Source organism: Sphingobium sp. TomMM15, from assembly GCF_055397045.1.
Genome location: NZ_AP027314.1, coordinates 31,999 through 58,598 on the forward strand (window position 1 = coordinate 31,999; position 26,600 = coordinate 58,598).

General features: G+C 62.8%; 26 protein-coding genes. 14 read left to right on the forward strand and 12 right to left on the reverse strand.

The features are described from left to right. Nucleotides 1-135: 135 nt before the first annotated feature. Entirely contained in the window at nucleotides 136-2,241 is a 2,106-nt protein-coding gene (locus ACZ51H_RS00165) for a RelA/SpoT family protein (RefSeq protein WP_460987373.1), read from the reverse strand. A 111-nt stretch (nucleotides 2,242-2,352) separates the two neighbouring features. Between ACZ51H_RS00165 and ACZ51H_RS00170 the strand changes: the two genes are divergently transcribed. Genes ACZ51H_RS00170 through ACZ51H_RS00180 form a run of 3 tightly spaced genes read left to right on the forward strand, consistent with a single transcriptional unit; the run spans nucleotide 2,353 to nucleotide 4,785 of the window. Next, on the forward strand, nucleotides 2,353-2,835 hold the full coding sequence (locus tag ACZ51H_RS00170) for a winged helix-turn-helix transcriptional regulator (protein WP_449471024.1): 483 nt from the start codon (nucleotides 2,353-2,355) through the stop codon (nucleotides 2,833-2,835). Between the two features lie 46 nt (nucleotides 2,836-2,881). Further along, entirely contained in the window at nucleotides 2,882-3,988 is a 1,107-nt protein-coding gene (locus ACZ51H_RS00175; RefSeq protein ID WP_196225242.1) for a sensor histidine kinase, read from the forward strand. Continuing rightward, a complete protein-coding gene (locus ACZ51H_RS00180; RefSeq protein WP_196225243.1) occupies nucleotides 3,985-4,785 on the forward strand; it encodes a LytR/AlgR family response regulator transcription factor in 801 nt (266 codons plus the stop codon). The genes ACZ51H_RS00175 and ACZ51H_RS00180 overlap by 4 nt, the downstream gene beginning before the upstream one ends. 7 nt (nucleotides 4,786-4,792) lie before the next feature. Here ACZ51H_RS00180 and ACZ51H_RS00185 read toward each other — a convergent pair whose 3' ends face one another. Further along, nucleotides 4,793-5,209 carry a GtrA family protein gene (locus ACZ51H_RS00185; protein WP_196225244.1) on the reverse strand — a complete coding sequence of 139 codons (417 nt, stop codon included), beginning with the start codon at nucleotides 5,207-5,209 and terminating at the stop codon, nucleotides 4,793-4,795. Between the two features lie 45 nt (nucleotides 5,210-5,254). Between ACZ51H_RS00185 and ACZ51H_RS00190 the strand changes: the two genes are divergently transcribed. Beyond that, complete coding sequence (locus ACZ51H_RS00190; protein WP_196225245.1) at nucleotides 5,255-7,156, forward strand: hypothetical protein; 1,902 nt, start codon at nucleotides 5,255-5,257, stop codon at nucleotides 7,154-7,156. Here the strand turns inward: ACZ51H_RS00190 and ACZ51H_RS00195 are convergent. Both ACZ51H_RS00195 and ACZ51H_RS00200 read right to left on the reverse strand, forming a co-directional pair. Then, nucleotides 7,118-7,576 (reverse strand): nucleoside deaminase, encoded by a 459-nt coding sequence (locus tag ACZ51H_RS00195; RefSeq protein WP_196225246.1) that lies wholly within the window; start codon nucleotides 7,574-7,576, stop codon nucleotides 7,118-7,120. The two genes, ACZ51H_RS00190 and ACZ51H_RS00195, sit on opposite strands and share 39 nt — an antisense overlap. 39 nt (nucleotides 7,577-7,615) lie before the next feature. After that, nucleotides 7,616-7,837: a hypothetical protein gene (locus ACZ51H_RS00200; protein ID WP_196225247.1), complete on the reverse strand. Its 222-nt coding sequence runs from the start codon at nucleotides 7,835-7,837 to the stop codon at nucleotides 7,616-7,618. 155 nt (nucleotides 7,838-7,992) lie between these two features. Between ACZ51H_RS00200 and rpmB the strand changes: the two genes are divergently transcribed. Further along, a complete protein-coding gene (gene rpmB / locus ACZ51H_RS00205) occupies nucleotides 7,993-8,286 on the forward strand; it encodes a 50S ribosomal protein L28 (RefSeq protein WP_196225248.1) in 294 nt (97 codons plus the stop codon). Between the two features lie 122 nt (nucleotides 8,287-8,408). On the opposite strand, the gene ACZ51H_RS00210 is transcribed toward rpmB, so the two are convergent. Next, on the reverse strand, nucleotides 8,409-9,410 hold the full coding sequence (locus ACZ51H_RS00210; protein WP_464802083.1) for an esterase-like activity of phytase family protein: 1,002 nt from the start codon (nucleotides 9,408-9,410) through the stop codon (nucleotides 8,409-8,411). A gap of 278 nt (nucleotides 9,411-9,688) precedes the next feature. Here ACZ51H_RS00210 and ACZ51H_RS00215 point away from each other — a divergent pair, with 278 nt between their 5' ends. Next, complete coding sequence (locus tag ACZ51H_RS00215) at nucleotides 9,689-10,099, forward strand: glycine zipper 2TM domain-containing protein (protein WP_460987385.1); 411 nt, start codon at nucleotides 9,689-9,691, stop codon at nucleotides 10,097-10,099. Nucleotides 10,100-10,232: 133 nt separating this feature from the next. Here ACZ51H_RS00215 and ACZ51H_RS00220 read toward each other — a convergent pair whose 3' ends face one another. Further along, nucleotides 10,233-10,460 (reverse strand): circumsporozoite protein, encoded by a 228-nt coding sequence (locus tag ACZ51H_RS00220; protein ID WP_460988155.1) that lies wholly within the window; start codon nucleotides 10,458-10,460, stop codon nucleotides 10,233-10,235. A 215-nt stretch (nucleotides 10,461-10,675) separates the two neighbouring features. Here ACZ51H_RS00220 and ACZ51H_RS00225 point away from each other — a divergent pair, with 215 nt between their 5' ends. The 5 genes from ACZ51H_RS00225 to ACZ51H_RS00245 all read left to right on the forward strand — a co-directional run bounded on the left by ACZ51H_RS00225 (nucleotide 10,676) and on the right by ACZ51H_RS00245 (nucleotide 17,214). Beyond that, entirely contained in the window at nucleotides 10,676-11,647 is a 972-nt protein-coding gene (locus tag ACZ51H_RS00225; RefSeq protein WP_464802084.1) for an ArsR/SmtB family transcription factor, read from the forward strand. Beyond that, on the forward strand, nucleotides 11,644-12,579 hold the full coding sequence (gene metF, locus ACZ51H_RS00230) for a methylenetetrahydrofolate reductase (RefSeq protein WP_464802085.1): 936 nt from the start codon (nucleotides 11,644-11,646) through the stop codon (nucleotides 12,577-12,579). Before ACZ51H_RS00225 ends, metF begins: the two co-directional genes overlap by 4 nt. Further along, nucleotides 12,576-13,622, forward strand: a complete 1,047-nt coding sequence (locus ACZ51H_RS00235; protein ID WP_464802086.1) for a homocysteine S-methyltransferase family protein — start codon at nucleotides 12,576-12,578, stop codon at nucleotides 13,620-13,622. The genes metF and ACZ51H_RS00235 overlap by 4 nt, the downstream gene beginning before the upstream one ends. A 115-nt stretch (nucleotides 13,623-13,737) precedes the next feature. Next, the gene (gene metH / locus ACZ51H_RS00240) at nucleotides 13,738-16,335 is read left to right on the forward strand and encodes a methionine synthase (protein ID WP_464802087.1); all 2,598 of its coding nucleotides are present in this window, start codon (nucleotides 13,738-13,740) and stop codon (nucleotides 16,333-16,335) included. Nucleotides 16,336-16,347: 12 nt separating this feature from the next. Next, nucleotides 16,348-17,214: an SGNH/GDSL hydrolase family protein gene (locus tag ACZ51H_RS00245; protein WP_464802088.1), complete on the forward strand. Its 867-nt coding sequence runs from the start codon at nucleotides 16,348-16,350 to the stop codon at nucleotides 17,212-17,214. Nucleotides 17,215-17,221: 7 nt separating this feature from the next. On the opposite strand, the gene ACZ51H_RS00250 is transcribed toward ACZ51H_RS00245, so the two are convergent. After that, on the reverse strand, nucleotides 17,222-18,367 hold the full coding sequence (locus ACZ51H_RS00250; protein WP_464802089.1) for a serine hydrolase: 1,146 nt from the start codon (nucleotides 18,365-18,367) through the stop codon (nucleotides 17,222-17,224). 194 nt (nucleotides 18,368-18,561) lie between these two features. Here ACZ51H_RS00250 and ACZ51H_RS00255 point away from each other — a divergent pair, with 194 nt between their 5' ends. Then, nucleotides 18,562-19,371 (forward strand): alpha/beta fold hydrolase, encoded by an 810-nt coding sequence (locus tag ACZ51H_RS00255; protein ID WP_464802904.1) that lies wholly within the window; start codon nucleotides 18,562-18,564, stop codon nucleotides 19,369-19,371. Between the two features lie 11 nt (nucleotides 19,372-19,382). On the opposite strand, the gene nadB is transcribed toward ACZ51H_RS00255, so the two are convergent. From nadB to purM, 5 genes are all read right to left on the reverse strand, one after another. Next, a complete protein-coding gene (gene nadB, locus ACZ51H_RS00260) occupies nucleotides 19,383-20,987 on the reverse strand; it encodes an L-aspartate oxidase (RefSeq protein WP_464802090.1) in 1,605 nt (534 codons plus the stop codon). Between the two features lie 4 nt (nucleotides 20,988-20,991). Then, nucleotides 20,992-21,444, reverse strand: coding sequence for an endonuclease domain-containing protein (locus ACZ51H_RS00265; protein WP_464802091.1), 453 nt, complete (start codon nucleotides 21,442-21,444; stop codon nucleotides 20,992-20,994). Continuing rightward, nucleotides 21,441-22,379: an ABC transporter ATP-binding protein gene (locus ACZ51H_RS00270; RefSeq protein WP_464802092.1), complete on the reverse strand. Its 939-nt coding sequence runs from the start codon at nucleotides 22,377-22,379 to the stop codon at nucleotides 21,441-21,443. Before ACZ51H_RS00270 ends, ACZ51H_RS00265 begins: the two co-directional genes overlap by 4 nt. A gap of 72 nt (nucleotides 22,380-22,451) precedes the next feature. After that, entirely contained in the window at nucleotides 22,452-23,354 is a 903-nt protein-coding gene (gene purN, locus ACZ51H_RS00275; protein ID WP_464802905.1) for a phosphoribosylglycinamide formyltransferase, read from the reverse strand. 135 nt (nucleotides 23,355-23,489) lie between these two features. Next, nucleotides 23,490-24,584 carry a phosphoribosylformylglycinamidine cyclo-ligase gene (purM, locus tag ACZ51H_RS00280; RefSeq protein ID WP_464802093.1) on the reverse strand — a complete coding sequence of 365 codons (1,095 nt, stop codon included), beginning with the start codon at nucleotides 24,582-24,584 and terminating at the stop codon, nucleotides 23,490-23,492. Between the two features lie 184 nt (nucleotides 24,585-24,768). Between purM and ACZ51H_RS00285 the strand changes: the two genes are divergently transcribed. Continuing rightward, a complete protein-coding gene (locus ACZ51H_RS00285; RefSeq protein ID WP_464772659.1) occupies nucleotides 24,769-25,971 on the forward strand; it encodes a heavy-metal-associated domain-containing protein in 1,203 nt (400 codons plus the stop codon). Then, entirely contained in the window at nucleotides 25,968-26,600 is a 633-nt protein-coding gene (locus ACZ51H_RS00290; RefSeq protein ID WP_464771795.1) for a P-loop NTPase family protein, read from the forward strand. The genes ACZ51H_RS00285 and ACZ51H_RS00290 overlap by 4 nt, the downstream gene beginning before the upstream one ends.

Here is a 26,600-nt window from a genome sequence, read left to right on the forward strand (position 1 = left end):
GGAGAAGATCCGCGGTCAGCGCTTTTGCCCGAGATGCCAGCCTTTGTTGGCGTGCTGCTTAAGAATAAGATCTTGCGTTGCGCTAGCCCACCCCCCGGCCCCCTCCCGCTTGCGGGAGGGGGAGATGCTGCTGCCCTAAACCCGGTCGGCCTGTACTACCGCGTCCAGTGCTCGCAACGCGGAGAGAATGCGGTTCAGGTGCTGGGCGTCGTTGACTTCCAGATCGATGATGTCGGTGTGGAACGGCCCTTCGCGGTTCACCAGCTGGAGGTTCAGAATGTTCGCCTTGGTCGCGCCGAACACGTTGGCGACGGCGGCAAGCGCGCCGGGCTGGTTCTTGACGATGACCTGGAGCCGCGCGGTTCCGCCCTTGGACTTGCTGTCCCAGCTGAGATCGACCCAATCGTCGTCCTGCCCGGCTTCGAGCGATCGGCAGTCAATGGTGTGCACCTCGATCGGTTCGCCCGTGCGGCGTACACCGACGATGCGGTCGCCGGGTACAGGGTGGCAGCAGTCGCCCAGATTATAGGCGATACCGGGCGTCAGGCCGCGGATCGAGACGGGCGCGTGCTGGCGCGGATGGGCTTCCTCAATCCCGTCTACGCTGGTGGAGCCGGGGATAAGAGCCTCCATCACCTCTGAATCGAGCAGGCGATGAGTAGCGATGGCCACCATCAGAGACCCGCGATCATCCAGCTTTAGCCGCTTCAGCGCGGCCTTCAGCGCCTTGTCACCCAATTCGCTCGCCAATTCGGGCGAGAAGCGGCCGATGATTTCCTCATAGAGCTTCTCACCCAGCGCAACTTCCTCGCCGCGCTGTTTCTGGCGAATATAGCGACGGATCGCTGCGCGGGCCTTGCCGGTGATCGCAAAGGTGAGCCAACCCGGCTGCGGCTCCTGCCCTTCCGATTTCAGGATTTCGACCTGATCGCCATTTTCAAGGCCGGTACGCAAGGGCACGACGCGGCCGTTTACCTTGGCGCCGACCGTCTGGTTGCCCAGCGAGGTATGGACGGCATAGGCGAAGTCCACCGGCGTGGATCCCTTGGGTAGCTGGTGCAGCTCGCCTTTGGGCGAGAAGGCGAAGATCCGGTCCTGATACATCGCCATGCGGGTATGTTCGAGCAGCTCGTCCGCATCCTGGCTCTGTTCCAGGATTTCGACCAGGTCGCGCAGCCATGCCGCATGATGATCGGCCGCGTCGCCCTTCTGCTTGTAGGCCCAGTGCGCGGCCAGGCCGAGTTCGGCGTCGTTGTGCATGTCGCGGCTGCGAATCTGCACCTCGATCCGGGCGTTATCCTGATGGATCACCGTGGTGTGCAACGAGCGATAACCGTTGCGCTTGGGCGTGGAGATGTAATCCTTGAACCGGCCCGGCACCATTTTGTAGGTCTGGTGGATGACGCCCAACGCGCGGTAGCAGTCCTCTGTCGTTTCGGTGATGACGCGGAAGGCCATGACGTCGGTCAGCTGTTCAAAGCTGATGTGCCGTTCCTGCATCTTCTTCCAGATGGAATAGGGGTGCTTTTCGCGGCCTGACACGGTGACGGACAGGTTCTTGCCGCCCAGCAGCAGTTGCAGTTCCGCGCCGATGCGATCGACCTTGCCATGGCCGCCTTCCTTCAGCTGTTCGAGCCGCTTGGTGATGCTATCATAGGCTTCCGGCTCAAGCTCCCGGAAGGCGAGCAGCTGCATCTCGCGCATGAAGTCGTACATGCCGATCCGCTCCGCAAGCGGGGCGTAGATGTCCATCGTCTCGCGGGCGATGCGGCGGCGCTTCTGCTCATTCTTGATGAAGTGCAGCGTGCGCATATTGTGCAGCCGGTCGGCGAGCTTCACCAGCAGCACGCGAATGTCGTCCGACATGGCGAGCAGGAATTTGCGGAGGTTCTCCGCCGCCCGCTCATTTTCCGACATCGCTTCAATCTTCGACAGCTTGGTGACGCCATCGACCATTTTTGCGACGTCCTTGCCGAACGCGCTCTCAATCTCGTCATAGGTGACGAGCGTGTCCTCTATCGTATCGTGCAGCAGCGCGGTCACGATCGTCTGGTCGTCCAGGCTGAAGTCGGTAAGAATGCCCGCCACTTCGATCGGATGGCTGAAATAGGGGTCGCCGCTGGCGCGCTTCTGGGACCCGTGTTTCTGGACGGAAAAGACGTAGGCGCGGTTGATCATCGCCTCGTCCGCATCCGGATCGTAGCGCTTCACCCGCTCAACAAGTTCATATTGACGCAGCATCGTGACCCGATTGTCCGGGAAGCATCTTGCTGTGCAACAAAAAAATCCCATCTTGACGCAAAATGGCTGCTCTTTTGCATGGGCTGTGGCTTTGAGCTATCTAGACGGACGATGAAACATAATCTGGCGCAGGACCTGGAACAGTGCGCGCTCCCCAGCGCGTTGGAAGCGATGGGCGAGCGCTGGTCGTTTCTCATCCTGCGCGGCGCATTGTCGGGCATCCGGCATTTTGAAGATTTTCAATCGTCGCTCGGTATCGCGCGCAACATCCTGGCGAACCGGCTTTCGCGGCTGGTCGAGAATGGGATCATGCTGCGTCAGCCGATGCAATGCGACCGGCGCAAGATCGAGTATCGCTTGACGGAAAAGGGGCAGGAACTCGCCCCGGTCATGATCGCATTACGTCAATGGGGCGAGAAATGGGGATGTGGATCGCCGTCTTGTCAGGTGCTGGCGGACAAGCGTGACGGTCAGCCCATCCGCCGGGTGACCATTCAGGCCCACGACGGCCGGTCGTTGGAGTTGAAGGACCTTGTCTGGCTTTGCCCCGACGAGGTCACGCCGATGGATCAGGAAGCTGCTACGGCGGCGTAACGTGGGTGGCTTCACCCTGAACCTGAATTCGCCTAGGCTGGCGGCGATGTCTGTTCAACCTATTCAGCCTCAGCCTTTTTTCGCTGACAAGAACCGCGCTTTCTGGAACCTGCAATCCGTCGGATGGGCGGGAGCGTTCCTGCTGCGCGGGTCGTCTACCATCGCCAATGGGCAACCGCTTTCCAGCCTGATCCCGGTGATGATTTCCACCGTGTCGGGCTATTCGGTGACCCTGCTGATCGCGGTCATCTTCCGATTTCTGCAAAGGCAGCGGCCGATCATCACCTGGGGCGCATCGATCGTTACCGTGGTGATGGCGGCGGGTCTGGTCGCCTTTATCGACGCCTGGGTTTTTTCGACCCAGAACCGGGCAAGCGAAACGGCGGGGCTACAACTCTTCCTTGGCGCCTTTTATCTCAGCATAACGCTGCTGGGTGCCTGGTCGGCGCTTTACTACGCCATCAACTTCTACCTTCAGGTGGAGGAGCAGGCGGACCAGCTGCTGCATCTGGAAAATCAGGCGTCGAGCGCGCAACTGGCGATGTTGCGCTATCAGCTCAATCCGCATTTCCTGTTCAATACGCTGAACAGCATATCGACGCTGGTGCTTTTGAAGCAGACGGATCGCGCCAACGCGATGCTCTCACGCCTGTCGTCCTTTTTGCGCTATACCCTGATCAATGAACCCACGGCGCAGGTGACGATCGAGCAGGAGGTTGAAACGCTCAAACTCTATCTGGAGATTGAGAAGATGCGGTTCGAGGACCGCTTGCGGCCGGTATTCAACATCGATCCGGCCGTCGCGCAGTCGCGATTGCCTTCCCTGCTGCTCCAGCCGCTGGTGGAAAATGCCATCAAATATGCGGTCACCCCCAAGGAAGAAGGCGCCGAAATCTCCATCACGGCGCAGCCTGCCGGTGAAAATGTCCGGATCGTCGTATCGGATAGCGGCCCGGGATTGAACGAGGGGTTCACTCGCCCGAACATCCCCATGAGCGAGGGAACAGGCGTTGGCCTGGCGAATATCCGTGACCGCCTGATTCAGGCGTTCGGGGAACGACAGAGCTTTGAAACGCGTTCCACGCCAAGCGGATTTTCGGTCCATATCGAAATGCCGCTTAATCTGGATGAACCATCGAAAGTGGCCGCATGACCATCAGAACAATCCTCGTCGATGACGAAAGCCTGGCTATTCAAGGCCTCAAGCTCCGTCTGGAAGCGCATGAGGATGTCGAAATTGTTGAAACCTGCTCGAATGGCCGCGAAGCCATCCGCGCGATAAAGACGCATAAACCCGACCTTGTGTTCCTCGACATTCAGATGCCGGGATTCGATGGCTTTTCCGTCGTTCAGGGCCTTATGGAAGTCGAGCCGCCGCTGTTCATCTTCTGCACCGCTTATAGCGATCATGCGATTCGCGCTTTTGAGGCGCAGGCGGTGGATTACCTCATGAAGCCGGTGGATGAAGGGCGGCTTGCCGACGCGCTGGACCGCGTGCGTCAGCGCCTGTCGGAAAAGAAGCAGGTGCAGGAAGCGGAGAAGCTGCGCGAGGTGCTGGCGGAGGTCGCTCCCGATGCCATGAACGATTTCAACGCGGATGAAGAGGCGCCGTCTTCAAATCGGTTCGAGAAGCTCATCAACATCAAGGACCGGGGTCAGATTTTCCGCGTCGATGTCGACTCGATCGAGCGGATTGACGCTGCGGGCGACTATATGTGCATCTATACGGCGGATAATTCGCTCATCCTGCGCGAGACGATGAAGGATCTGGAGAAGCGGCTCGACCCGCGCAATTTCCAGCGGGTGCATCGGTCGACCATCGTGAACCTCAGCCAAGTGCGGCAGGTGAAGCCGCACACCAACGGCGAATGCTTCCTGGTGCTGGAATCAGGCGCTCAGGTGAAGGTCAGCCGGTCATACAGGGATGTGGTGGCCCGCTTCGTCCATTGACGCGCGCCTAGCGGAACACCCATTGGCGGTTGAGGCCGAACACCACTGCTGGCGTCACGAATATCATGGCCGGGATGGGCGACCATTCCGGCCATTTCATATGGGTGACGCAGAGGAAGACCCAGAGGGCGTTCAAAGCATAGCTAAGCAGGGACACGGCCACGAACTTGACGCCGCGCGCCGCATGGTTCCCGTCGCTATCCTGATCACGGAAGGTGAAGAGGCTGTGGGTGACATAGCCGATCATCACCGCCGCCACATAACCAGTCGTGTTGGCAAGCTGCGGATGCCATCCGGCCAGAGCCGCGAGCGTCCAGTAGATGGTGGCCTGGCAGGCTGTGATGAACAGGCCGCTGAGGCCATATCGCACGATCTGCCAGAACAGGGCCTGCCGTTCCGGCGTCAGACGTGACAGCAATTTCATGAAGGCCCCGTTGCGATTTGATGCGAACGCTCTAATCCACCGGCCATGAACTTGCAAAGCGGCTTCACCCTGCGGGAAAGATCCCGGCGCGCCCTGGTCTGGACGTCTGCCTGGGCGCAGGTGCATTGGAAATGGCTGACCTTCCTCATCTGGGTCGCGGCCGTGACCTGGCTGCTCTATTCGCGCTGGCCTGCCATCCACTGGCTGACGCTTAACGATACCGATGACAACATACGGTACTTGCAGGTCAAGGACTGGCTGGCGGGGCAGGGCTGGTACGATCTGAGGCAATATCGGCTTGATCCGCCTGCCGGGTTCAACATTCACTGGTCACGGCTGGTCGATCTGCCGATCGCGGCGCTGATGCTGTTCTTCCGCGCGTTTCTGGAGCAGGGGCTGGCGGATCGGCTGGCCTGCGCGATTGCGCCGATGATCCCGTTATTGCCGCTGATGCTGGGGCTCGGCTTCATCGCGCGCCGCCTTGCTGGAGGCAATGGCTGGATACTGGCCGCCCTGGCGCCCTTCGCGGCGCAGATGGGCATCAGCATGTTCCTGCCGATGCGGATCGATCATCATGGGTGGCAGCTGGCCTTGACGGTACTGATGCTCGCGGGGCTGATCGACCGCAACTGGCTGCGCGGCGGCATCGTGGCGGGGGTGAGCAGCGCGTTGTCGATCACCATCGGCATGGAGATGATCGTCTATCTGGCGGCGGGCGGGGCGCTGATAGCGCTTCGTTGGGTATTCAAGGAAGGCGCGGCGAGGCGGATGCTGCCCTATGCGCTGAGCCTTGCTGGCTCGGTTTCCATCCTGTTCCTGCTCTTTGCCAGCTACGCGAACCGGCAGATGGTGTGCGACGCTATCTCGCCTATCTGGGTCGCCATATTCGGGGCAGTGGGCGCGGGCATGACACTGCTGGCGCTGCTGCCACTACGCAGCTGGCAGGCCCGGCTGTGCGCTGGCGTGCTGGTGGGGGGCGCCGTCGCGGCCTTTGCATGGCTCAATTGGCCGCAATGCCTGACGGGCGCCTATCAGATTTCGCCGGAACTGGAGCGGCTGTGGCTCGCCAATATTCGTGAGGCCAAGCCGATCACGGTTCAGGCGTGGAGCCTGATCGTGCCGCTGATGGCCATTCCGGTTGCGGGGCTGTTCGGACTGATCTGGGCGCTTTGGGAGTCGCGGCGTGACAGCGACCGGCTGTGGGCCTGGGCGACGGTCGGGCTGATGATGCTATTCTCGACGGCGCTTCTCTTTTGGCAGTTGCGGGCCGGACCAGCGGCGCAGCTGCTCGCCATCCCACCGGCGGCTTGGGCAGCGCACCGTGTGCTTCAGCTTATATTCTTCGGCAGGCCTCTTGCGCGTGTGGTCGGCATCGTCGGAGCCGCACTGCTTGCCGTAGCAGCGTTCGCGACGCCGCTTTATCCGCAGATCAATCAGTTGTGGGTCAGCGTGACTGGTGAGAAGCCCAAAGTACAACGCCCGGCGGCGAAGACTCGACTACAGTCGATCAGCAAGGCCAATGGCCGCTGCCGGTCTCTGCCAGCGCTGGAGGTGCTGAACCAGCTTCCTTCCGCTACCATTTTCACGATGGTGGACCTGGGGCCGCGCCTGATCGCAACCACGCATCATAGCGCGATCGCGGGTCCCTATCATCGCAATGGCACGGTTATCCTGGACCTGCATCATGCCTTCGACGGATCGGCGGACGCATTCCGGCCGATCGCCGCGCGGCATCATGCGACCTACCTGCTGATCTGCCCCGGCTTTCCGGAAGGGACGGTTTACCAATCCCGTAGCCCGCGCGGCTTTTATGCGGGGTTGATGCGGGGCGATGTTCCCGGCTGGCTGCACCCCGTGGCGTTGAAGAGCGGCTTCACATTGCCCTACACCCTCTATCGCATCGACTATTCAGCGGCGGGCAGCGAAAAAGTCACGCAGCAGCGCTGACGCTTCCGCTTCGCCCAGTCCGCCATAGACTTCAGGGCGGTGCAGGCATTGGGGCTGGGTGAAAAGTCGGGGGCCTTGCTCGACCGCTCCGCCCTTGGGGTCGGCAGCACCATAATAAAGCCGGGCGATGCGCGCGTGGGATATGGCGCCCGCGCACATCGGGCAGGGTTCCAGCGTTACCCAAAGATCGCAGCCGGTGAGGCGGAAATCGCCCAGCCGTTCCGCCGCAGCGCGAAGCGCGACGATTTCGGCATGGGCGGTCGGGTCGCAGTCGCGCCGGTTGCGATTTTCTCCTTCGCCAATGATCCGTCCGTCGAGCGTGACGACGGCGCCGATCGGCACCTCGCCCGCAAGTTCGGCCGCGCGTGCGAGTTCGAGCGCGCGGCGCATGGGTTCGGGAAGCGGAAAGGGCGGTGCCATCCGCCAGCCCTTACAGCATAGCTATCGTCTATAAAATGATCAGGGCTTCTTCACATCGACGGTCGGTACTTCGACGGTTTCGTTCCGCGTGCCCACTTCGACCTTGGCTACGTCGGCCTGGAACTTCGGCATTTGCCCGCCTTCCACGGCGATTTTGGGCAGGCTGCCCTCCTGGGTCTTTTGCAGGTCGATGAAGCCGGTCGCGATGCCAGCGGCCAGCACCAGCAAAACAATCACCAACAAGCCACCAATGAGTCGCATTGCGCCCTCCTTTCGTCTATCGGCTGCAAACGTCCGAGCCGTGGAAAGGGTTGCGAAAGCGATCCGATCTGGCCGGTGGGCGGGTTGACGGCTTTCCGGAATCCCGCTACTGGCGCCGCTTTCCGAACGAACATGAACTACAAGGTTGATTGACTATGTCGCGCATTTGCGAGCTGACCGGCAAGGGCCGCCAGGTGGGTCACAATGTTTCCCACGCCAATAACAAGACGAAGCGCGTGTTCCTGCCCAACTTGCAGAATGTGTCGCTGATTTCCGAAACGCTGGAAACCACCGTCAAGCTGCGCGTGTCGACGCATGGCCTGCGTTCGGTTGAACATAATGGCGGGCTGGACAACTGGCTGCTGAAGACCAACGACGACAAGCTGTCGCTGAAGGCGCGCCGTCTGAAGCGCGACATCGTCAAGAAGCAGGCTGCTCCGGCCGCCTGATTCGGTTCGATTCGTTTCGGCTTTAAGAAGCGGCCTGGTAACGGGCCGCTTTTTTGCGTGCCGGGAGGATGCGCCCGCGCATCATTCCCGCATGTGCGGCGCTGCCTGATACCGTTTTTTTCTCAACGGTCGCGGGGCGCCCCGCGCAGCGCGAATTTCAGCAGCAGGGTGCGCTGAAAAAATTCATGATTATCGTCTGACACGATCCACACGATAATGCGCCCGGCCTCGCGCGTGATAGCCAGCCCTTCGAAGTTATCGGCCAGCAGGGGCGGAGCGAGACGGGCGATCGTACGGGCGGTCAACCGATCGCCGGGTTCCGGATGGGATGGCAGCTCTATGAGGGCCAGAGTGGCCGTGAACAGATCGCGCAGCGTTACGCGGCGATTGAGCACCAGAATGTGACGGTCATCCAGAGCGACGGCATCCGTCGGACGATAGCCCCGTGGCGCTACATAGCGAAGGTGCATGGGCGATGCGGTGCTTTGCTCCGCCGGATCTCCGGCAAAGAGCAGCGTGTCATGGTTTCCATCCGCCGTCATTCCCATTTCCGCGATCACGAGGAAGCGCCCGTCGGGCAGGCGCGCCATGGATTCGATCGAGCCCGTTTCCGGCCAAGCCTCTATCTCCGGCCAGGTGCGGCAGCTTTCAACCCGCGAAAAGCCGGGGGCGTAGCGGCAGATGCGCTGAAGCATCTCAAAACCGACCCAGTAGCGATCCGATTCCGGATCATGCGCCATCGCCTCTGAATCCCACGCCCACCATGGCTGGGCTCCGTCCTGTGCCCTGATTGGCAGGGGGGCGATGAAGGGATGGCGGTTGTCGATTGCAGGTCTGACCGCGAAACCCATCAAAGTGCCGGAATCGCTCAGCGCCAGAACCTGTCCCTGCTGATCTACCAGCAGGGATGAGATGCCGCCAAATCCATGGTGGGGGCTGCTGAGTTGCCAGCCTCCCAGATAATCGAGAGCGCCGATGCTTTGAACAGCCGGATCGGACGCGTTTAGGGGCAGGGCGCGCGCGGTAACGAGTAGTGGACCAGGCCCAAATAGTTCAGGCTTGTTCTTGTGCGGCGCCGGCAAAAGCAGGATCGCGAGCAGCAGGACGATCAGGATACGGCGCATCGCCCCGCCATAGGCAATCCCGCCTGCCGGACCAACGGCTGATTGTTCATATATGCTATTCGCCTGCGGGACAGGGACCAGTTTTTTCCATTACGGTGACGAGCGTTCAGGTCAGCTCTTGATCAGGGGCAACCGGCTAGGGATGGTGCTTTTTTATCTGAACGGTGGCTGACACGCCCATTCAGGCTTGGCTCAATGCGAATCGGCCAAAAGGGGTGCAATCGATGGGGCGGCGGAGACGCGCCGGAGTCGGTAACGAGATGATTGAGGAGCACGCCATGAAGACCAAGTTTCTGATCAATATGGGGGCGGCGCTGGCAATGGGCGTCGCTTCCTTGGCTGTAACCGCAGCGCCTGCGCAGGCACGTGACGGCTGGGGCCGTTATGATCGCGGCGACTATTATCGCGGCGATCGGGGCTATCGCGGATACCGGGGTGATTATTATCGCGGCTATCGTGGCGACCGCTACTATCGCGACAATTATTATCGTGGCTATCGCGGCGGCTATCGTTGCCGGGACAATGGCACGGGCGGCACGATCATAGGCGCGATTGCCGGTGGCTTGCTGGGCAATGAGATCGGCAAGGGCAGTGGCCGCTACGGCCGCCGGGGTGATGGCACCACGGGCGCGATTGTCGGTGCGGGCGTGGGTGCGCTGGCTGGCCGCGCGATCGATCGGGACTGCTGATCAGCCACCCGCTGCTGGATAGAGGAGGGCTGCCCCAAAAGGGCAGCCCTTTTCATTGCAATCGCGCGGCCCAAAAGAAAAGGGCCGCTCCGTTGCCGGGCGGCCCTGTTTCCAAAAATCCCGAGAAGGGAAATTACATCGCGTTCGCGGCAGCGTTCGATGCAGCGTTGCTGGCGTTCGAAGCGGCGTTGCTGGCGTTCGAAGCAGCATTCTCGGCAGCGTTCATGGCGTTGTCAGCAGCATTCGAAGCGTTCTCAGCAGCGTTGGCCGAAGCATTGGCGGCATTGTCTTCGCCCTTCGAGCAAGCGGCGAGGCCGAGCGAAGCGGCGAGAACGAGCGAAAGAGCAATCGACTTGGACATGGGCAAACCCCTCTCAGAGATAAAAACGTCGCAGACCACTCTCGGAGAAAAGTTCACCCCCCATTGCGCCTGCGGGGCCGATTCGTAATGCCTTGGATCACTCAAGGCAATCCCCATAGTGCGACTCGCCAATTTCCGGGCTTCCACTTCCATGGCCTGTTTGAAGGGCGGCAGGCCCATTGACGTATATAAAGATTTCTTTATATGATGTGCCCATGAGCGCCGCACTCGACATCTTTCGCGCCCTTGGCGATCCGACGCGGCTGCGCATCATCTATCTTCTGCGCGCCATGGAGCTTGCGGTCGGTGAAATCGCGCAGGTCGTGGGGCAGAGCCAGCCGCGCGTATCCCGCCATGTCCGTATCCTTGCGGAGGCGGGTCTGGTCGAACGGCGCAAGGAAGGCAATTGGGTTTTCCTGCGACTGGTCCGGGGGGAGGCCATGGCGCCTTTCCTGACCCTGTTCGATCAGCTGGTGCCGTCGGAAAGCGAAGATTTGTGGCAGAAGGCCGACCTTGCCCGGCTGGCGGCGGTCCGTGCGGATCGGTCACGGGCGGCGGAAAGCTACTTTGCGGAACATGCCGAGGAATGGGACGCGATCCGGTCGCTGCACGTGCCCGATGTGGATGTCGAAGCGGCCATGACCGCGCTTTTGAGTGCTGAATCCATCGGTCATCTGCTCGATATCGGCACGGGTACGGGCAGGATGATCGAGCTGTTCGGGCGCTCGGCGGATCAGGTTACCGCGCTTGACCGCAGCCCCGATATGTTGCGGCTGGCGCGGGCCAAGCTGCCTGCCGATGCAGGTGACAAATATGCGTTGGTGCTGGGTGACTTCGGCGCTCTGCCGCTGGAGCCGGGCAGCGTGGACACCGTGGTTCTGCATCAGGTTCTGCATTATGCGCAGGCGCCCGAAGCGGTGATTGCGGAGGCGGCGCGCGTCACCGGGGCAGGCGGTCGGGTGCTGATCGCCGATTTCGCGGCGCATGAACGGGAAGAGTTGCGACTGCGCGATCAACATGCGCGGCTTGGCTTTTCGGACGCGCAGATCGAAAGCTGGTTTGCGGACGCAGGTTTGGAGCTGGAACGGGTGGAGGTGCTGCCCGGCCAGGAATTGACGGTAGTATTATGGCTGGGCCGCCGCCGGGGCGCGCGTATCCTGCCTATCGAAGGACGAATTTCCCTATGACCCTGAGCTTTCCATCCGTCGAAGAGGCCGCGCGGGCTTGGCAAGCGCCGCTCTACGCCGATCTGGCGGGCGATCTGAATGTGAGCTTCGAATTCTTCCCGCCCAAGACGGAGAAGATGGAAGAGCAGCTGTGGTCGGCGATCGAGACGCTGACGCCGCTCGCGCCCAAGTTTGTGTCGGTGACTTATGGCGCTGGCGGTTCGACGCGGGAGCGGACGCACAACACGGTGGCGCGGATCGCGAAGGAAACGCCGTTGTCCGCTGCTGCGCACCTGACCTGTGTCGCGGCGAGCAAGGCCGAGATCGACGAGGTGGCGGACGCTTATTGGGAGGCGGGTGTGCGCCATATCGTGGCCCTGCGCGGCGATCCGCCGGAAGTGGGCACGAAGTTTCAGCCGCATCCTGAAGGGTATAAGGGCGCGGCCGAGCTGGTCGAAGGCTTGCGCAAGCGTCACCCGTTCGAGATTTCGGTGGCCGCTTATCCCGAAACGCACCCTGACGCGTCCTGCGCGCAGAGCGACATCGATAATTTGAAGCGCAAGCTGGATGCGGGAGCCAGCCGAGCGATCACGCAATTCTTCTTCGAACCGGAAACCTTCTTCCGTTTTCGCGACACGGTGGCGGCTGCTGGCATTACAGCGGACATCATTCCGGGCATCATGCCGGTGAGCAATTTCGCGGCGGTTCAGCGCATGTCGGCCATGTGCAACACTGACGTACCGGGCTGGATGGGCAAACTGTTCGAGGGGCTGGACGATCTGCCCGCCGCGCGGCAGCTGGTGTCCGCGACGTTGGCGGCGGAGCTGTGCCGCAAGCTCTATGCGGGCGGGGTGCGCGACTTTCATTTCTATACGCTCAACCGGGCGGAATTGAGCTATGCGATCTGCCATTTGCTTGGTTTGAGGCCCGCTGCTTTGGAGAAAACGGCATGACCGCCGAGGAACGCTTCCGCGCCGTGGCAGCGGAGAAGATCATGATATTCGACGGCGGCTATGGAACGTCGATCCAGAAGCATGGGCTGACCGAGGCGGATTATCGCGGGTCGCTCGATCTCGCCAAGGATCAGAAGGGCAATAACGACCTTCTGTGCCTGACGCGGCCGGACATCGTGGAGGGCATTCACACCGCCTATCTCGACGCCGGGGCGGACATGATCGAGACGAACACCTTCAGCTCCACGAAGATCGCCATGGCCGATTATGGCTGCGAGCATCTGGTGCGGGAGATCAACATCGCCGCTGCGCGGATTGCGCGCAAGGCGTGCGAGGCCGCGACGGCTAGGGATGGACGTCCGCGCTTTGTTGCGGGGTCGATCGGGCCGACGAATAAGACTTTGTCGATCTCGCCGGACGTCAATGATCCGGCCTATCGCGAGGTCGATTATGACACGCTGAAGGCCGACTATCGCGAGCAGTGCGACGCACTGATCGAGGGCGGGGTAGACTTTCTGCTGGTCGAGACCTGCTTCGACACGCTGAACGCCAAGGCGGCGGGGATGGCCGCGCGCGAGGCCGAGGCGGCGGCGGGGCGGCCGGTGCCGCTGATGCTGAGTTTCACGATTACCGACATGTCGGGGCGGAATCTCTCCGGGCATACGATCAACGCCTTCTGGTATTCTCTGCGGCATTTGAAGCCGCTGACCATTGGAGTGAATTGCGCCTTTGGGGCGGATTTGCTGCGGCCTTATCTGAGCGAGTTGGCGAAGAATGCCGATACGTTGATTCTGGCCTATCCCAATGCGGGGTTGCCCAATGAGCTGGGGCAATATGATGAGTTGCCGGAGACGACGGCGAGCCTGATCCGTCAGTGGGTGGATGAGGGCTTGGTCAATATGGTTGGCGGCTGCTGCGGCACCACGCCTGCGCATATTGGTGCGGTCGCCAAGGCGCTGGCCGGGCACAAACCGCGCGTAGTACCTGAGTTGCCGGTAGTGACGCGGCTTGCTGGGCTGGAGCCCATGCACATCGCGGCGTAAGATTGTTCCCCCTCCCGCAGGCGGGAGGGGGCTAGGGGGTGGGCCGGTCTAGGCGTCATCCCACGAAAGCCCACCCCCGGCCCCTCCCGCTTGCGGGAGGGGGGAAGAGAATGACATGACCCAATCGACCGCCACTTTCGTCAACATCGGTGAGCGCACCAACGTCACAGGCTCAGCCAAGTTCAAGAAGCTGATCATGGCGGGCGACTATGCCGCCGCCATCGATATCGCCCGCGATCAGGTGGAGAATGGCGCGCAGATCGTCGACGTCAACATGGACGAAGGGCTGCTCGACGCCGTGGAGGCGATGACGACCTTCCTGAAGCTGATGACGTCCGAACCGGACATCAGCCGCGTTCCGGTGATGATTGACTCTTCCAAATGGGAGGTGATCGAGGCGGGGCTGAAATGCGTGTCGGGCAAGCCGATCGTGAACTCGATCAGCATGAAGGAGGGTGAGGAGGCTTTCCTGCATCATGCCCGCCTCTGCATGGCCTATGGCGCGGCGGTAGTCGTCATGGCCTTCGACGAGACGGGGCAGGCGGATACGCAGGCGCGCAAGGTCGAAATTTGCGAGCGCGCTTACAAGTTGTTGATGTCGATCGGTTTTCCGCCGGAGGACATCATCTTCGACCCCAATATTTTCGCGGTGGCGACGGGGATCGAGGAGCATAATAATTACGGCGTCGACTTCATCGAGGCCTGCCGCGAGATCAAGAAGCGCTGCCCGCATGTCCATATTTCTGGCGGCCTTTCGAACTTCAGCTTTTCCTTCCGCGGCAATGAGCCGGTGCGGCGGGCGATGCACAGCGTGTTCCTCTACCACGCCATTCCGGCGGGTCTGGACATGGCGATCGTCAATGCGGGGCAGCTGGACGTCTATGACGCTATCGACCCCGCGCTGCGCAAGGCGTGCGAGGATGTGCTGCTGAACAGCGATCCAGATGCGGGCGAGCGGCTGGTGGAGCTTGCCGAAAGCTTCAAAGGCAAGGACGCTGCGTCCGAAAAGGCGGCTGAGGAATGGCGCAGCTGGCCGGTCGCCAAGCGGCTGGAACATGCGCTGGTCAAGGGCATCGACATGTATGTGGTCGAGGATACGGAGGAGGCCCGCCTTGCCGCCGTGAAGCCGATCGAGGTGATCGAAGGGCCGTTGATGGACGGCATGAATGTCGTCGGCGACCTGTTCGGCGCGGGCAAGATGTTCCTGCCACAGGTGGTGAAATCCGCGCGCGTCATGAAGAAGGCGGTGGCGCACTTGCTGCCCTTCATCGAAGCGTCGAAGGAACCCGGCGCCAAGGGCAAGGGCCGGATCATCATGGCGACGGTCAAGGGCGACGTTCATGATATCGGCAAGAACATCGTCGGCGTCGTGCTCCAGTGCAACGGCTTTGAAGTGATCGACATGGGCGTGATGGTGCCGTGGCAGGACATCATCAAGGCCGCGAACGAGAATGACGCCGACATGATCGGGCTTTCCGGCCTCATCACCCCCTCGCTCGATGAGATGGTGACGGTGGCGCAGGAAATGCAGCGCGCCAACATGACCATGCCGCTGCTGATCGGCGGGGCGACGACTTCGCGCGTGCATACCGCGCTGCGCATTGATCCGGCTTTCACGGGGCCGGTCGTCCATGTGCTGGACGCCAGCCGCGCGGTGGGCGTGGCGACGGCGCTCGTGTCTGAAACGCAGAAGGCCGACTTCGTCCAGAAGACGAAGGATGATTATGAGCATGTCCGCAAGGCGCGCGAAGGCAAGGGGCAGAGCCAGCTGCTGAGCATCGAGGACGCCCGAGCCAACGCATTCGAGATGGATGAGGCGCTGAAGGCGCCCCGTCCGCTGCTGCCGGGTATCCACAGCTTCCCCGATTGGGACCTAAAGGACCTGATCAACTATATCGACTGGACGCCCTTCTTCCGCGCGTGGGAACTGGCGGGCAATTATCCGGCGATCCTTGAGGACAAGGTCGTTGGCGAAAGTGCCACCAGCCTGTTCAACGACGCGCAGAAGATGCTGGACAAGATCGTCAGCGAGAAGTGGCTGACGGCGCGTGGGGTCGTGGGTCTATGGCCCTGCCGCCGCGAGGGCGATGACATCATCGTCCATGTAGAAGACGAAAAGCACGTCACGCTGCCGATGCTGCGGCAGCAGATCGCCAAGCGCGAGGGCCGGGCGAACATGTGTCTGGCCGACTTCATCAGCCCCAATGGCGACTGGATGGGTGGGTTCGCTGTGTCGATCCATGGCATCGAGCCGCATCTGGCGCGCTTCAAGGCGGCTATCGATGACTATTCGGACATTCTTTTGAAGGCGCTGGCCGACCGGCTGGCCGAAGCCTTTGCCGAGCGGCTGCATCATTATGTCCGCACCGCGCTGTGGGGCTATGCGGAAGGCGAGCAACTGACCAACGAGGCGCTGATCCGCGAGCAATATCGCGGCATTCGTCCGGCTCCCGGCTATCCGGCCTGTCCCGAGCATAGCCTGAAGCCGCTGCTGTTCGATATGCTGGATGCGCATCATACGACCGGGATCACTCTGACGGAAAGCTTTGCCATGCTGCCCACGGCGGCGGTCAGCGGCTTCTACTTCGGTCACGCGCAGGCGGAATATTTCGGCGTGGCGCGCGTCGGCCGGGACCAGTTGGAAGATTATGCGCAGCGGCGCGGGATCGACCTTGAAACCGCAGAGCGTTGGTTGCGGCCCAATCTGGATTGAGGGGCAGGGCCGATGCGGCGTTTTTCTCGAACTTCCTTCCCTCGCTTTCTCCTGCTGGGGTTGGTCGCTGCCGTCACTGGCTGCGCGCATGACCAGAGCGTTCGGCACGATGGCGGCATTGCTCCGGGATCGGTCTATGTGGCGATGGGCAGTTCCTTCGCCGCAGGGCCGGGCATTGCGCCATCCGCGAACAGCAAACCGGCCATGTGCGCCCGCTCGGCAAACAACTATGCCCAGCAGCTTGCAAAACGGCGTGGGCTGGAACTGATCGATGTCAGTTGCAGCGGGGCGACGACCGGCGGCGTACTCGACGGTTGGGCAGGCATGCGCCCGCAGATCGAAGCGCTGACGGCGGAAACGCGGCTCGTCACCATCACCATTGGCGGCAATGACGTGGGCTATATCGGGGGTCTGATGGGGGCTTCCTGCCGTCAGGTGAATGCGGCGAGCGGGGTTCGCTGTCCGCCCACCCTGGCGCCCAAGGAAGAAAGGTGGACGGCGCTGGACGCAGCGCTTCGCCGTATCGCGGCCGAAGTGCGGCAGCGCGCGCCCAAGGCTCAGCTGATATGGGTCGATTATCCGGTGGTGCTTCCGGGGAACCGCCTCTGTGCTGCCACGCCAGTTTCGCCTCAAGATGCGGATATGGCGCGGGCCATGGCGAAACGGCTGGCCGCGCTGACGGCGCGCGTGGCGCGGGAGACCGGCTCATCCATTCTTGCGGCCTCGCGCCTTACCGTCGGTCATGACGTCTGTGCACGCGACCCGTGGATGAACGGTTATCCGGTGAAAGGCGGCAAGCCGGTCAGCGCACCCTATCATCCCACGCTGCCGGGCATGACGGCGGTTGCGGACGCGCTCGATAGGATGCTTGATCGCTAAGGCGGCGTTACCGCTTTTCGTGGTTCGCGGCCACGGCCTTTGCCACCGCCTGCATGAGCTGCCAACGCGTCGGGATGGGCTCGGTCGTGCTGCCGATCATCACCGCCACGGCATAGCTGGTGCCGTCGGGGGCGGTCATGATGCCGATATCGTTGTAGCCGGTGGAGCGGGCGCCTAATTCCTGGCCCGTCCCGGTCTTGTGCAGATAATGCCAGCCAGCGGGCACGCCGCCTTTGATACGCTGCGGCCCGGTCTTGGCTTCGCTCATGATGGACATCAGCAATTGGGCCGAAGCGGGTGACAGCATGCTCCCTTCCTTGAGCTTTGCGAGCGCATTGACGATCGAGACCGGCGCCGCGCCATCAGGCGGGCTGGCGAGATAATTGTCCAGCGCCTTCGCTCGCGCCGCCATCGGCAGCTTGGCGCGAGCCGCGTAGAAATTGCGGCCGATCGAATAATCCTGCCGCCACTCCAGACCTGCAGTCGTCGCCTGTAGCAGCCGTTCGCCCGGCCCGAAGCGGATATCCTTGATGTAGCGCCGTGACAGATAGGACCGCACAGCCTCCGGCCCGCCAACCGCGCGCAGCAGGGTGTCGTTCGCCGTATTGTCGCTTTGCGTCATCGCGCGGCGCATCAGGTCGGAATAGGTCGTCGTCCATCCGCTGTTGCCCACCAGCGCAGCGCTTGGCTGGTGGAACAGGGTCAGGTCTTTCCGCGTGATCGTCGCCGAATCAGACAGGCGAATCTTGCCGCGATCCACCGCGTCGAGGAAGGTCATCGATACCCAGAGCTTCGACACGCTCTGCTGCGGGAAGAGCGAGTTGCCGTTCCACGCGACCGTCCAGTCGCTGCCGATGCGGCGAACGGCGATGCCGACTTTTCCGCTGAAGCTTTGGCCCAGGTTACGAACGACGCTGACGAGAGCGGGGGGCGGCGTTTCACGCTGATCGACGTCCAGCGCCTGGAAAGGCTTTGGCGGATTGGCGACAGGCTTGATCGGAAAGGTCGATGTCGTCGGCTGTACCCGCGGCGTGGCGCGCGCATGAGGTTCCACAGGGGCGCTGACACAAGCCGAAAGCGCCGCCATCAACAAGACAAGACGGGCCGAACCGCCATAAGGACGCGTGTCGCGCCCGTCATTTCCATTCTTCATCTGCGTCCCCGCGCTCTCCCTACCTCTCTTGGTGGCGCGAGCCTTCCGACTGACAAGGTTCATGCGACGAATGATTCCACAATTGCGATGTAAGGAGTCTGAACGGAATGCTTCTTGCGCTCAGTTAAGGTTAAGCCGCGACCGGGGATGGAGACGAGATGAACATAAAGGTTTTGGACCGGCGAGCGCTCCTGATGAGTGGCGCGGCTGCGGCGGGCGCGCTGATGTTCGGCGGCGCTGCCATGGCGGCTCCGTTCGCGTCGCGCAGGATCGCCGTGACGGTGCGGGGCACCGGCCGCGACGTGATATTGATAGCTGGGCTGGCGAGCGGACCGGGACTGTGGAACGGCGTGATGGCGGCTTTGCCGGGTTATCGCTGGCACCTCGTCCATGTGCGCGGCTTTGCGGGATTGGCGGCCGATGCCAATGTGAGCGGTCCCTTGGTCCAGCCGCTGGCGGATGAGATTGCGCGCTACATCAGTGCGGCCGGGCTGCGGCGGCCAGCGGTCGTGGGACATTCCATGGGCGGTACGCTGGCTATGATGCTGGGGTTGAAGGGGGTGGCTGGACGATTGATGGTGGTCGATATGCTGCCCGACGGCGCGGCCATGGTGGGCGGCACGGCGCGCGGCATGGGCTATCTGGCCGATCAGCTCAGCCAATATTTTACGGGGACCAAGGCAGGGCGGAGCTACCTTGCGCAGATATTGGCGCAAGCTCCGGGTGCGAGGGGGAGTGACCCGGACGTCATTGCCAATGCCCTTCGCGACCTCGCCAATATTGACCTTGGGCCGCAGCTTGGCCGCATCAGCGTGCCCATGGACGTGGTCTACGCCACCGGGGCCGATGCCGCCCAAGCGGCGCAGATCGGCCGGAACTTCCGCGCGGCTTATGCGGCCAAGAAGGATTTGACGCTGACGCCCATCGGGCCGGGCGGCCATGTCATCATGGCGGATCAGCCCGCGCGGTTCAGCGCGGCGGTGAAGCAATTTCTGTCCAGTTGAGCCGCCCACCGTCAGGGCGCCAGCACCGTGTCCACGGCTTCGGGCAGCATGTCCGGATAGTCCAGCGTGTAGTGCAGGCCCCGGCTTTCCTTGCGGCGCAGTGCTGACCGCACGACCAGACGCGCGACCTCCAGCAGGTTGCGTAGCTCGATGAGGTCGGGCGTCACGCGGAAATGGCCGTAATATTCGTCCACTTCCTTGGCGAGCAGGTCGATGCGGTGCTGCGCGCGCTCCAGCCGCTTGGTGGTGCGGACGATGCCGACATAGTCCCACATGAAGCGACGGATTTCCTTCCAGTTGTGCTGGACGATGACCTCTTCATCGCTGTTGGTGACGCGGCTTTCGTCCCATGGCCGGATTGGCGGGGGCGCGGGCAGATCGTCCCAATGGGCGCGGATGTGCCGGGCCGCCGTCTCGCCGAATACGAAACATTCGAGCAGCGAGTTGGAGGCCAGACGGTTGGCGCCGTGGAGGCCGCTTTCGGTAACTTCGCCAGCGGCATAGAGGCCGGGCATGTCGGTGCGGCCGTCCAGATCGATGATGACACCGCCGCAGGTATAATGCTGCGCCGGGACGACCGGGATCGGCTCCTTGGTGATGTCGATGTCGAGGTCCAGCAGCCGGGCGTAGATGGTCGGGAAGTGGTGCCTGACGAACTCCGGTTCCTTGTGACTGATGTCGAGATGGACATAGTCGAGGCCGAGGCGCTTGATCTCATGGTCGATGGCGCGGGCTACGACATCGCGCGGGGCGAGTTCGGCGCGCGGGTCGAAGCGGGGCATGAAGCGCTCGCCGCCGCCGGGGACGCCGGGGGGGAGCTTCAAATGGCCGCCTTCGCCGCGCACAGCTTCGGTGATCAGGAAATTCTTGACCTCCAGATTATAGAGGCAGGTCGGGTGGAACTGGTTCATCTCCATGTTGGAGACGCGGCAGCCCGCGCGCCAGGCCATGGCGATGCCGTCGCCAGTCGCGCCGCGTGGGGCGGTGGAGAAGAGGTAGGTACGGCCCGCGCCGCCGGTGCAGAGGATCGTCGCTTTCCCTAGCAGCGCATCGACATGCTTGGTCCGCTTGTTGAAGGCGTAGACGCCCCAGACATGGCCGTCGCCGGAGTAGCGCTCGCCATGGCGGGAGGTGATGAGGTCGATGGCGACCATATCCTCCAGCAGGGTGATGTTGGGATTGGCGCGCGCGGCCTTGAGCAGCGCGACCTGAACGGCGTGGCCGGTGGCGTCGTCGACATGGACGATGCGGCGGTGGCTGTGCCCGCCCTCCCGCGTCAGGTGCCAGCGTTCGCCAAATTCTTCGCCGCCGTTGAAGGGGACGCCGAGCGCCGCCAGCCGATCGATCGCAGCAGGGGCTTCGGATACGACCAACTCGACCGTTTCGCGATTGTTGAGGCCAGCGCCCGCAACCATGGTGTCGTTGACATGGGCTTCGAAACTGTCGCCTGCGTCGAGAACAGCGGCGATGCCGCCCTGCGCCCAGTTGGTCGAGCCACTGTCGAGCGCGGCCTTTGCGAGGACGATGACCTTGCGGTCTTGCGCCAGGTTGATGGCGGCGGTGAGGCCTGCTGCGCCGGAGCCGATGATGACGACGTCGTGGGTGGTGGTGGGCATGGACTTACTCGCTCCCCTCCCGCAGGCGGGAGGGGTTGGGGGTGGGCAAATGCGCAAGCGTGGTGGCTATGTGAGACATCACGCCTTCCAGATTGGTCAGCACATCTGCATTGGTGAAGCGCAAAATGGAATAGCCTTGGGCGCGGCAACAGGCGTCGCGGCGCGCGTCATAATTGGTTCTGTTGTCGTGGGTGGAGCCGTCGAGTTCTATGATGAGCCTGGCTTCACGGCAGAGAAAGTCCGCGAAGTAGGGGCCGATCGGGATTTGGCGGCTGAATTTGTGGCTGTTTAGCTGACGGTTGCGGAGATGTTGCCAGAGGAGGCGTTCTGGTGGGGAGGCTTGGTTGCGGAGGGACTTGGCGCGGGTGGTGTTTCGGTTTTTGAAAGGTCGCGCTGGCCCACCCCCCAGCCCCCTCCCGCCTGCGGGAGGGGGAGCAGGTTGCCCTTCCTCCTTCACGCGGCTGCCGTCAGGTGGAGGAAGACATCCTCCAGATCCGGGTCTCGCGTGACGACGTCCACGATCGAGAGGCCGCTGGCCTGGACGGCGCTCAGGACCTGCCCGGCGTTGGCGCGGTCCTTCATGTAAGTGATGGTCAGCGTGCGCGGGTCGGTGAGTTCGACCTTTTCGAAACACGGAGCGTCCGGCGCGGCGGTGATGTCGCGATCGACCGTCACCTGCACCACCTTTTCCTGCGCCATCGCGATCAGTTCGCGGGTCGGCTTGTCGGTGATGAGCCGTCCATGATTGATGATGCCGATGCGGTCGCACAGCTCTTCGGCTTCTTCGAGATAGTGCGTCGTGAGGACGATGGTGACGCCCTGTGAATTGAGTTCGCGGACATAGGCCCAGAGCTGCTGGCGAAGCTGGACATCGACGCCTGCGGTCGGTTCGTCAAGCACGAGGATCGGGGGCGAGTGGACCATCGCCTTTGCCACAAGCAGGCGGCGCTTCATGCCGCCCGACAGGGTGCGGGCATAGGCGTTGGCCTTGTCCTCCAGATGGACGGCGCGCAGAAGTTCGAGCGAGCGGCGACGTTCCTTGGGCACGCCATAATAGCCCGCCTGATTCTCCAGCGTCTCGAACGGCGTGAAGAAGGGGTCGAAGACGATCTCCTGCGGCACGATGCCGATGCTGTTCTTGGCATTGCGGGGGTTCTGGTCGATGTCGAAGCCCCAGATTTTCGCGGTGCCGCTGGTCTTGTTGACGAGGCCAGCGAGGATGTTGATCGTCGTCGACTTGCCCGCGCCATTGGGGCCGAGCAGGCCGTAAATCTGGCCGCGCGGGATAGTGAGGCTGATATTGTCGAGCGCGCGCTTGCCGCCCGCGTAGACTTTGGTGAGGTTGGTGATCTCGATCGCGGGCATGGGGGCGGGGGCGAAGCTGTCGGTCATGGCGGCTTATGTGGAGTGGAATGGCTGAAAATGAAAGTCACCCGTTCCTGCCTGCGCAGGAACAGGGTGCTTTCAAAACTCGTCAGCTACGTCCATCAGGCCCATGAGCTTCCTGGGCGCTATTTCCCGCCAGCTTTTTGCCAGCCGGTCGTCAATATGATCCCAGTCGGTGTCGCCAAGGTCGAGGCGGATGCCGACCCAGCCGTCGCCGAAATAGGCGGGGCGGAAATAGCGGGCGGGGTCGCTGTCGATCAGCATCGCCTGTTCTTCGGGCGCTGTGGTCTTGACGAGCAGGGCAGTGATGCCGTCGCCATGATGATCATGGCTGAAATAGGCGAATTTCTTGCCTTTTTCGATGCCGAAGCAGGGCATGCCGTGGGACGTTACCTCATCCGCCTGGGGAAGGGCGAGGGCGCGTTCGCGGACCTTGGCGAGCAGCCATTCGGGCTGGCGCTCGCGGGTGACGAAGTCGGCGAGGGTGCGGGAGTAAAGCTGGTGCTCTGCAATCAGGATGCGGGCGGCGAGGCTGTCGGCGGTGTCGCCGGGCAGGATGGCGACTTCCGTCTGCGCCAGCACCGGGCCGTCGTCCAGCTCGCTGGTGACGACATGGACCGAGCAGCCCGCATGGCTGTCGCCTGCGTCGAGCGCTTTCTGGTGGGTGTCGAGGCCCTTATATTTGGGGAGGAGGCTGGGGTGGATATTGAGCATCCGGCCTTCCCAGCCCGCGACGAATTCGGGGGAGAGCAGGCGCATGTAACCGGCGAGCGCGACATAGTCCGCGCCTGCCTTGCGCAATTCTGCGTCGATGATCTGGTCGAACTCGGCGCGTTTCATGCCCTTGTGGCTTTGGGCGAAGGTGGGGATGCCTTCCGCGCGGGCGAGGTTGAGGCCAGCCGCGTCCGGATCGTTGGCGGCGACCAGGACGATCTCATAGGGGCAGGAGGGATGCTTGGCGGCGTAAAGCAGCGCCGCCATGTTGGACCCGCGTCCGGATATCAGAACGCCGACTTTTGTTTTCACTTGCACAATCTCCGTTCTGTTCGAGCGAAGTCGAGAACCCTGCTCTTTTCGTTTCTCGACTTCGCTCGAAACGAACGGATGAGTGGGTGGTCACCCCAGATGCGTGGCGGTCCAGTCGGCTTTGGCGCTCCAGGTCTCCTGGCTTCCCTTGACGGTGCAGCCTTTTTCGCCTGCTTCGATGATGCCGACGCGGACGACGGTTTCGCCTGCGGCTTCCAGTTCCGCCGCGACGCTGTCCGCCGCATCGGCGTCCACCGCCAGCACCATGCCGACGCCGCAGTTGAAGGTGCGGGCCATTTCCTCCGGCTCGATATGGCCCTGCGCTTGCAGGAAGGCCATCAGGCGGGGCTGTTCCCAGCCGTCGGCGTTCGCGACCGCATGGCAGCCTTCGGGCAGGACTCGGGGGATGTTTTCGAGCAGGCCGCCGCCGGTGATGTGGGCGAGCGCGTTGATCTTGCCGTCGCGCACCAGCGGCAGGAGCGGCTTCACATAGATGCGGGTCGGGGCCATCAGCGCGTCGATGAGCAGGACTTCATTGTCGAAGATGGCGGGGCGGTCGAGCTTCCAGCCCTTGTCAGCGGCGAGGCGGCGGACGAGCGAGAAGCCGTTGGAATGGACGCCCGAGGAGGTGAGGCCGAGGAGGACGTCGCCTGCCTTCACCCGGTTGCCGGTGAGCGCCTTGCTGCGTTCCACCGCGCCGACGCAGAATCCGGCGAGGTCATAATCTCCGGCCGCGTACATGCCCGGCATTTCGGCGGTCTCGCCGCCGATGAGGGCGCAACCGGCCTGTTTGCAGCCTTCGGCGATGCCAGCGATCACGCGTTCGGCGACGCCGCTCTCCAGCTTGCCGGTGGCATAATAGTCGAGGAAGAAAAGTGGCTCGGCGCCCTGGACGATGAGGTCGTTGGCGCACATGGCGACCAGGTCGATGCCGACGCCATCATGGCGGTCATGGTCGATGGCGAGCTTGAGCTTCGTGCCGACGCCGTCATTGGCCGCAACCAGCAGCGGGTCGTCATAGCCAGCGGCCTTCAGGTCGAAGAAGCCGCCAAAGCCGCCCAGTTCAGCATCAGCGCCGGGACGGCGGGTCGCCTTGGCCAAGGGGGCAATGGCGCGGACCAGCGCATTGCCTGCCGCGATGTCCACGCCAGCCTTGGCGTAGCTGTAGGATTCGGTGTCGCTCATGCCCGCGCCCACTATAGCAATGATGCGGAAAACGGAACGGCAAATGGGTTGCCGCTTGGCAGATGGGGGAAATCTCGCCAAAAGGGCGCGCGTGAGCCTGTCCACTGCCTTCCAAAGCCAGATTTTCCGGCCTTCGTCGCTGATCCGCCGCTTGTCGCGGCCCGTCCAGATTCTGGGCGCGATCATGCTGGGCCTCGCTGCCGCGGCCTTGTTCGCGCAGATGGAGGGCGAACGCGGCGTGCCGCCGATCGCGAGCGGGGGCGATTATCAGGTCAGCGGCATCAAGGTCGATGTGCTGGGCAAGGATGCCAACAGCGCGCGCCTAGCGGGCTGGCGGCTGGCGCAGCGGCAGGGCTGGCGGATGCTGTGGACGCGCACCCATGGCGCGGCAGGGGTGCCGAACCTTTCCGATTCGCAGCTTGAGGCCATGATCTCCGGCGTGGAGATCGAATATGAGCAGGTCGGGCCGACCCGCTACATCGCGACGCTGGGCATTTTGTTCGACCGTGCGCGGACGGGGCAGCTGCTGGGCGTATCTGGTCATGTCATGCGCTCGCCGCCGCTGCTGGTCATTCCGGTGATGTGGGATGGCGGGTCCGCCGTGTCCTATGAGCGGATCAATGAGTGGCAGAAGGTCTGGGCGCGGTTCCGTACCGGGGACAGCGCGATCGATTATGTGCGGGTGAGCGGATCGATCGCTGACCCGATCCTGCTGAATGCCGGTCAGGTGGGGCGTCGCGGGCGGCTTTGGTGGCGCGTGTTGCTGGATCAATATGGCGCGGCCGATGTGGTGGTGCCGATCGCGCGGCTTCAGCGGGAATATCCGGGTGGTCCAGTGAGGGGCACCTTCACGGCGCGCTATGGGCCGGACGATACGTTGATCGGCAGCTTCTCCCTGCGCGCGACCGCCGAAAGCGCGATCCCGCAGATGATGGATGAAGCGGCGCGGCGAATCGATCAGCTTTATACCGCTGCGCTCAATGACGGTCGTTTGCGTCCTGACCCCTCGTTGATCATCGAGGAGCCGGTCGATCCGGACGCGCTCGCGATCGAAAATGGGACCGAACAGTCATTGGAGACGACCGAAACGCCGGTGCCGTCGGCGACGACCAGCAGCGTTTCGATCCAGTTCGACACGCCCGATGTAGGATCGGTGGCGCAAGGCGAGGCGGCGGTGCGGTCTATCGTGGGTGTCAGGTCGGCGGCGACCAGCAGCCTTGCTCTGGGCGGGACTTCCGTGATGCAGGTCAGCTTCGACGGCAGCGTGGATGCGCTGCGTGCCGGGCTTCAGGCGCGGGGCTTCACCGTGTCCGGTTCCGGAAATATGCTGCGCATCAGGCGGGGCGGCGCGGCGCTTGGCGGGGCGGGAACATCGGCGCCGCAATGAGCCAGATCAGCCTGCCGTTCGAATGGCCAGGGCAGGGGACGGACGATGACTTCCTGGTCAGCGAGGCCAATCATGTGGCCGTCCGCCATCTGGAAAATTGGCGCGAATGGCCCTTGGCTATCAGCGTGTTGAGTGGCCCGGCCCGGTCGGGGCGATCGATGCTGGGCCGCCGTTTCGCCGCGATGAGCGGCGGCACGGTGATCGACGATGCGCAGGGGCAGGACGACCGGCTGCTGTTCAACGCCTGGAATGATGCGCAGACGAGCGCCAAGCCGCTATTGCTGATCGGGGACAGCGCGCCGACGTTGTGGGACGTGGCTCTGCCGGACCTCCGGTCGCGCCTTGCCGCCGCGCCGCATGTCGCGATCGAGCAGCCGGACGAGCCGCTTGCCCGGGCGCTTGTCGAACGGGCGCTTGGCCGCGCCGGTTCGCGTTATGCGCAGGATTTGCCGGAGTGGCTGCTGCGCCGGATCGAGCGCAGCTATGCCGCGATTGCCGAGGCTGTTCGCCTGCTTAACGAGGCGGCATTGTCATCGGGACGTAAGATTTCTGTCGCTATGGCCAAAGAGAGCCTGCAAGCGGCGGGTTTCTTGCCTATAGTGGCGGACGATCCGCACCCCTCATCATAG

Excerpts from the sequence above, each read along its gene's own strand:
- metH (WP_464802087.1), top strand. The coding sequence starts at position 13,738 with ATGACCCAATCGACCGCCACTTTCGTCAACATCGGTGAGCGCACCAAC.
- purN (WP_464802905.1), bottom strand. The coding sequence starts at position 23,354 with ATGGCGGCGCTGCTTTACGCCGCCAAGCATCCCTCCTGCCCCTATGAG.
- ACZ51H_RS00200 (WP_196225247.1), bottom strand. The coding sequence starts at position 7,837 with ATGCGACTCATTGGTGGCTTGTTGGTGATTGTTTTGCTGGTGCTGGCC.
- ACZ51H_RS00270 (WP_464802092.1), bottom strand. The coding sequence starts at position 22,379 with ATGACCGACAGCTTCGCCCCCGCCCCCATGCCCGCGATCGAGATCACC.
- ACZ51H_RS00220 (WP_460988155.1), bottom strand. The coding sequence starts at position 10,460 with ATGTCCAAGTCGATTGCTCTTTCGCTCGTTCTCGCCGCTTCGCTCGGC.
- ACZ51H_RS00255 (WP_464802904.1), top strand. The coding sequence starts at position 18,562 with ATGAGTGGCGCGGCTGCGGCGGGCGCGCTGATGTTCGGCGGCGCTGCC.
- ACZ51H_RS00175 (WP_196225242.1), top strand. The coding sequence starts at position 2,882 with ATGTCTGTTCAACCTATTCAGCCTCAGCCTTTTTTCGCTGACAAGAAC.
- nadB (WP_464802090.1), bottom strand. The coding sequence starts at position 20,987 with ATGCCCACCACCACCCACGACGTCGTCATCATCGGCTCCGGCGCAGCA.
- ACZ51H_RS00225 (WP_464802084.1), top strand. The coding sequence starts at position 10,676 with ATGAGCGCCGCACTCGACATCTTTCGCGCCCTTGGCGATCCGACGCGG.
- purM (WP_464802093.1), bottom strand. The coding sequence starts at position 24,584 with ATGAGCGACACCGAATCCTACAGCTACGCCAAGGCTGGCGTGGACATC.
- ACZ51H_RS00185 (WP_196225244.1), bottom strand. The coding sequence starts at position 5,209 with ATGAAATTGCTGTCACGTCTGACGCCGGAACGGCAGGCCCTGTTCTGG.
- rpmB (WP_196225248.1), top strand. The coding sequence starts at position 7,993 with ATGTCGCGCATTTGCGAGCTGACCGGCAAGGGCCGCCAGGTGGGTCAC.
- metF (WP_464802085.1), top strand. The coding sequence starts at position 11,644 with ATGACCCTGAGCTTTCCATCCGTCGAAGAGGCCGCGCGGGCTTGGCAA.
- ACZ51H_RS00190 (WP_196225245.1), top strand. The coding sequence starts at position 5,255 with ATGAACTTGCAAAGCGGCTTCACCCTGCGGGAAAGATCCCGGCGCGCC.
- ACZ51H_RS00245 (WP_464802088.1), top strand. The coding sequence starts at position 16,348 with ATGCGGCGTTTTTCTCGAACTTCCTTCCCTCGCTTTCTCCTGCTGGGG.
- ACZ51H_RS00180 (WP_196225243.1), top strand. The coding sequence starts at position 3,985 with ATGACCATCAGAACAATCCTCGTCGATGACGAAAGCCTGGCTATTCAA.
- ACZ51H_RS00235 (WP_464802086.1), top strand. The coding sequence starts at position 12,576 with ATGACCGCCGAGGAACGCTTCCGCGCCGTGGCAGCGGAGAAGATCATG.
- ACZ51H_RS00195 (WP_196225246.1), bottom strand. The coding sequence starts at position 7,576 with ATGGCACCGCCCTTTCCGCTTCCCGAACCCATGCGCCGCGCGCTCGAA.
- ACZ51H_RS00290 (WP_464771795.1), top strand. The coding sequence starts at position 25,968 with ATGAGCCAGATCAGCCTGCCGTTCGAATGGCCAGGGCAGGGGACGGAC.
- ACZ51H_RS00170 (WP_449471024.1), top strand. The coding sequence starts at position 2,353 with ATGAAACATAATCTGGCGCAGGACCTGGAACAGTGCGCGCTCCCCAGC.
- ACZ51H_RS00215 (WP_460987385.1), top strand. The coding sequence starts at position 9,689 with ATGAAGACCAAGTTTCTGATCAATATGGGGGCGGCGCTGGCAATGGGC.
- ACZ51H_RS00210 (WP_464802083.1), bottom strand. The coding sequence starts at position 9,410 with ATGCGCCGTATCCTGATCGTCCTGCTGCTCGCGATCCTGCTTTTGCCG.
- ACZ51H_RS00165 (WP_460987373.1), bottom strand. The coding sequence starts at position 2,241 with ATGCTGCGTCAATATGAACTTGTTGAGCGGGTGAAGCGCTACGATCCG.
- ACZ51H_RS00250 (WP_464802089.1), bottom strand. The coding sequence starts at position 18,367 with ATGAAGAATGGAAATGACGGGCGCGACACGCGTCCTTATGGCGGTTCG.
- ACZ51H_RS00285 (WP_464772659.1), top strand. The coding sequence starts at position 24,769 with ATGCTGGGCCTCGCTGCCGCGGCCTTGTTCGCGCAGATGGAGGGCGAA.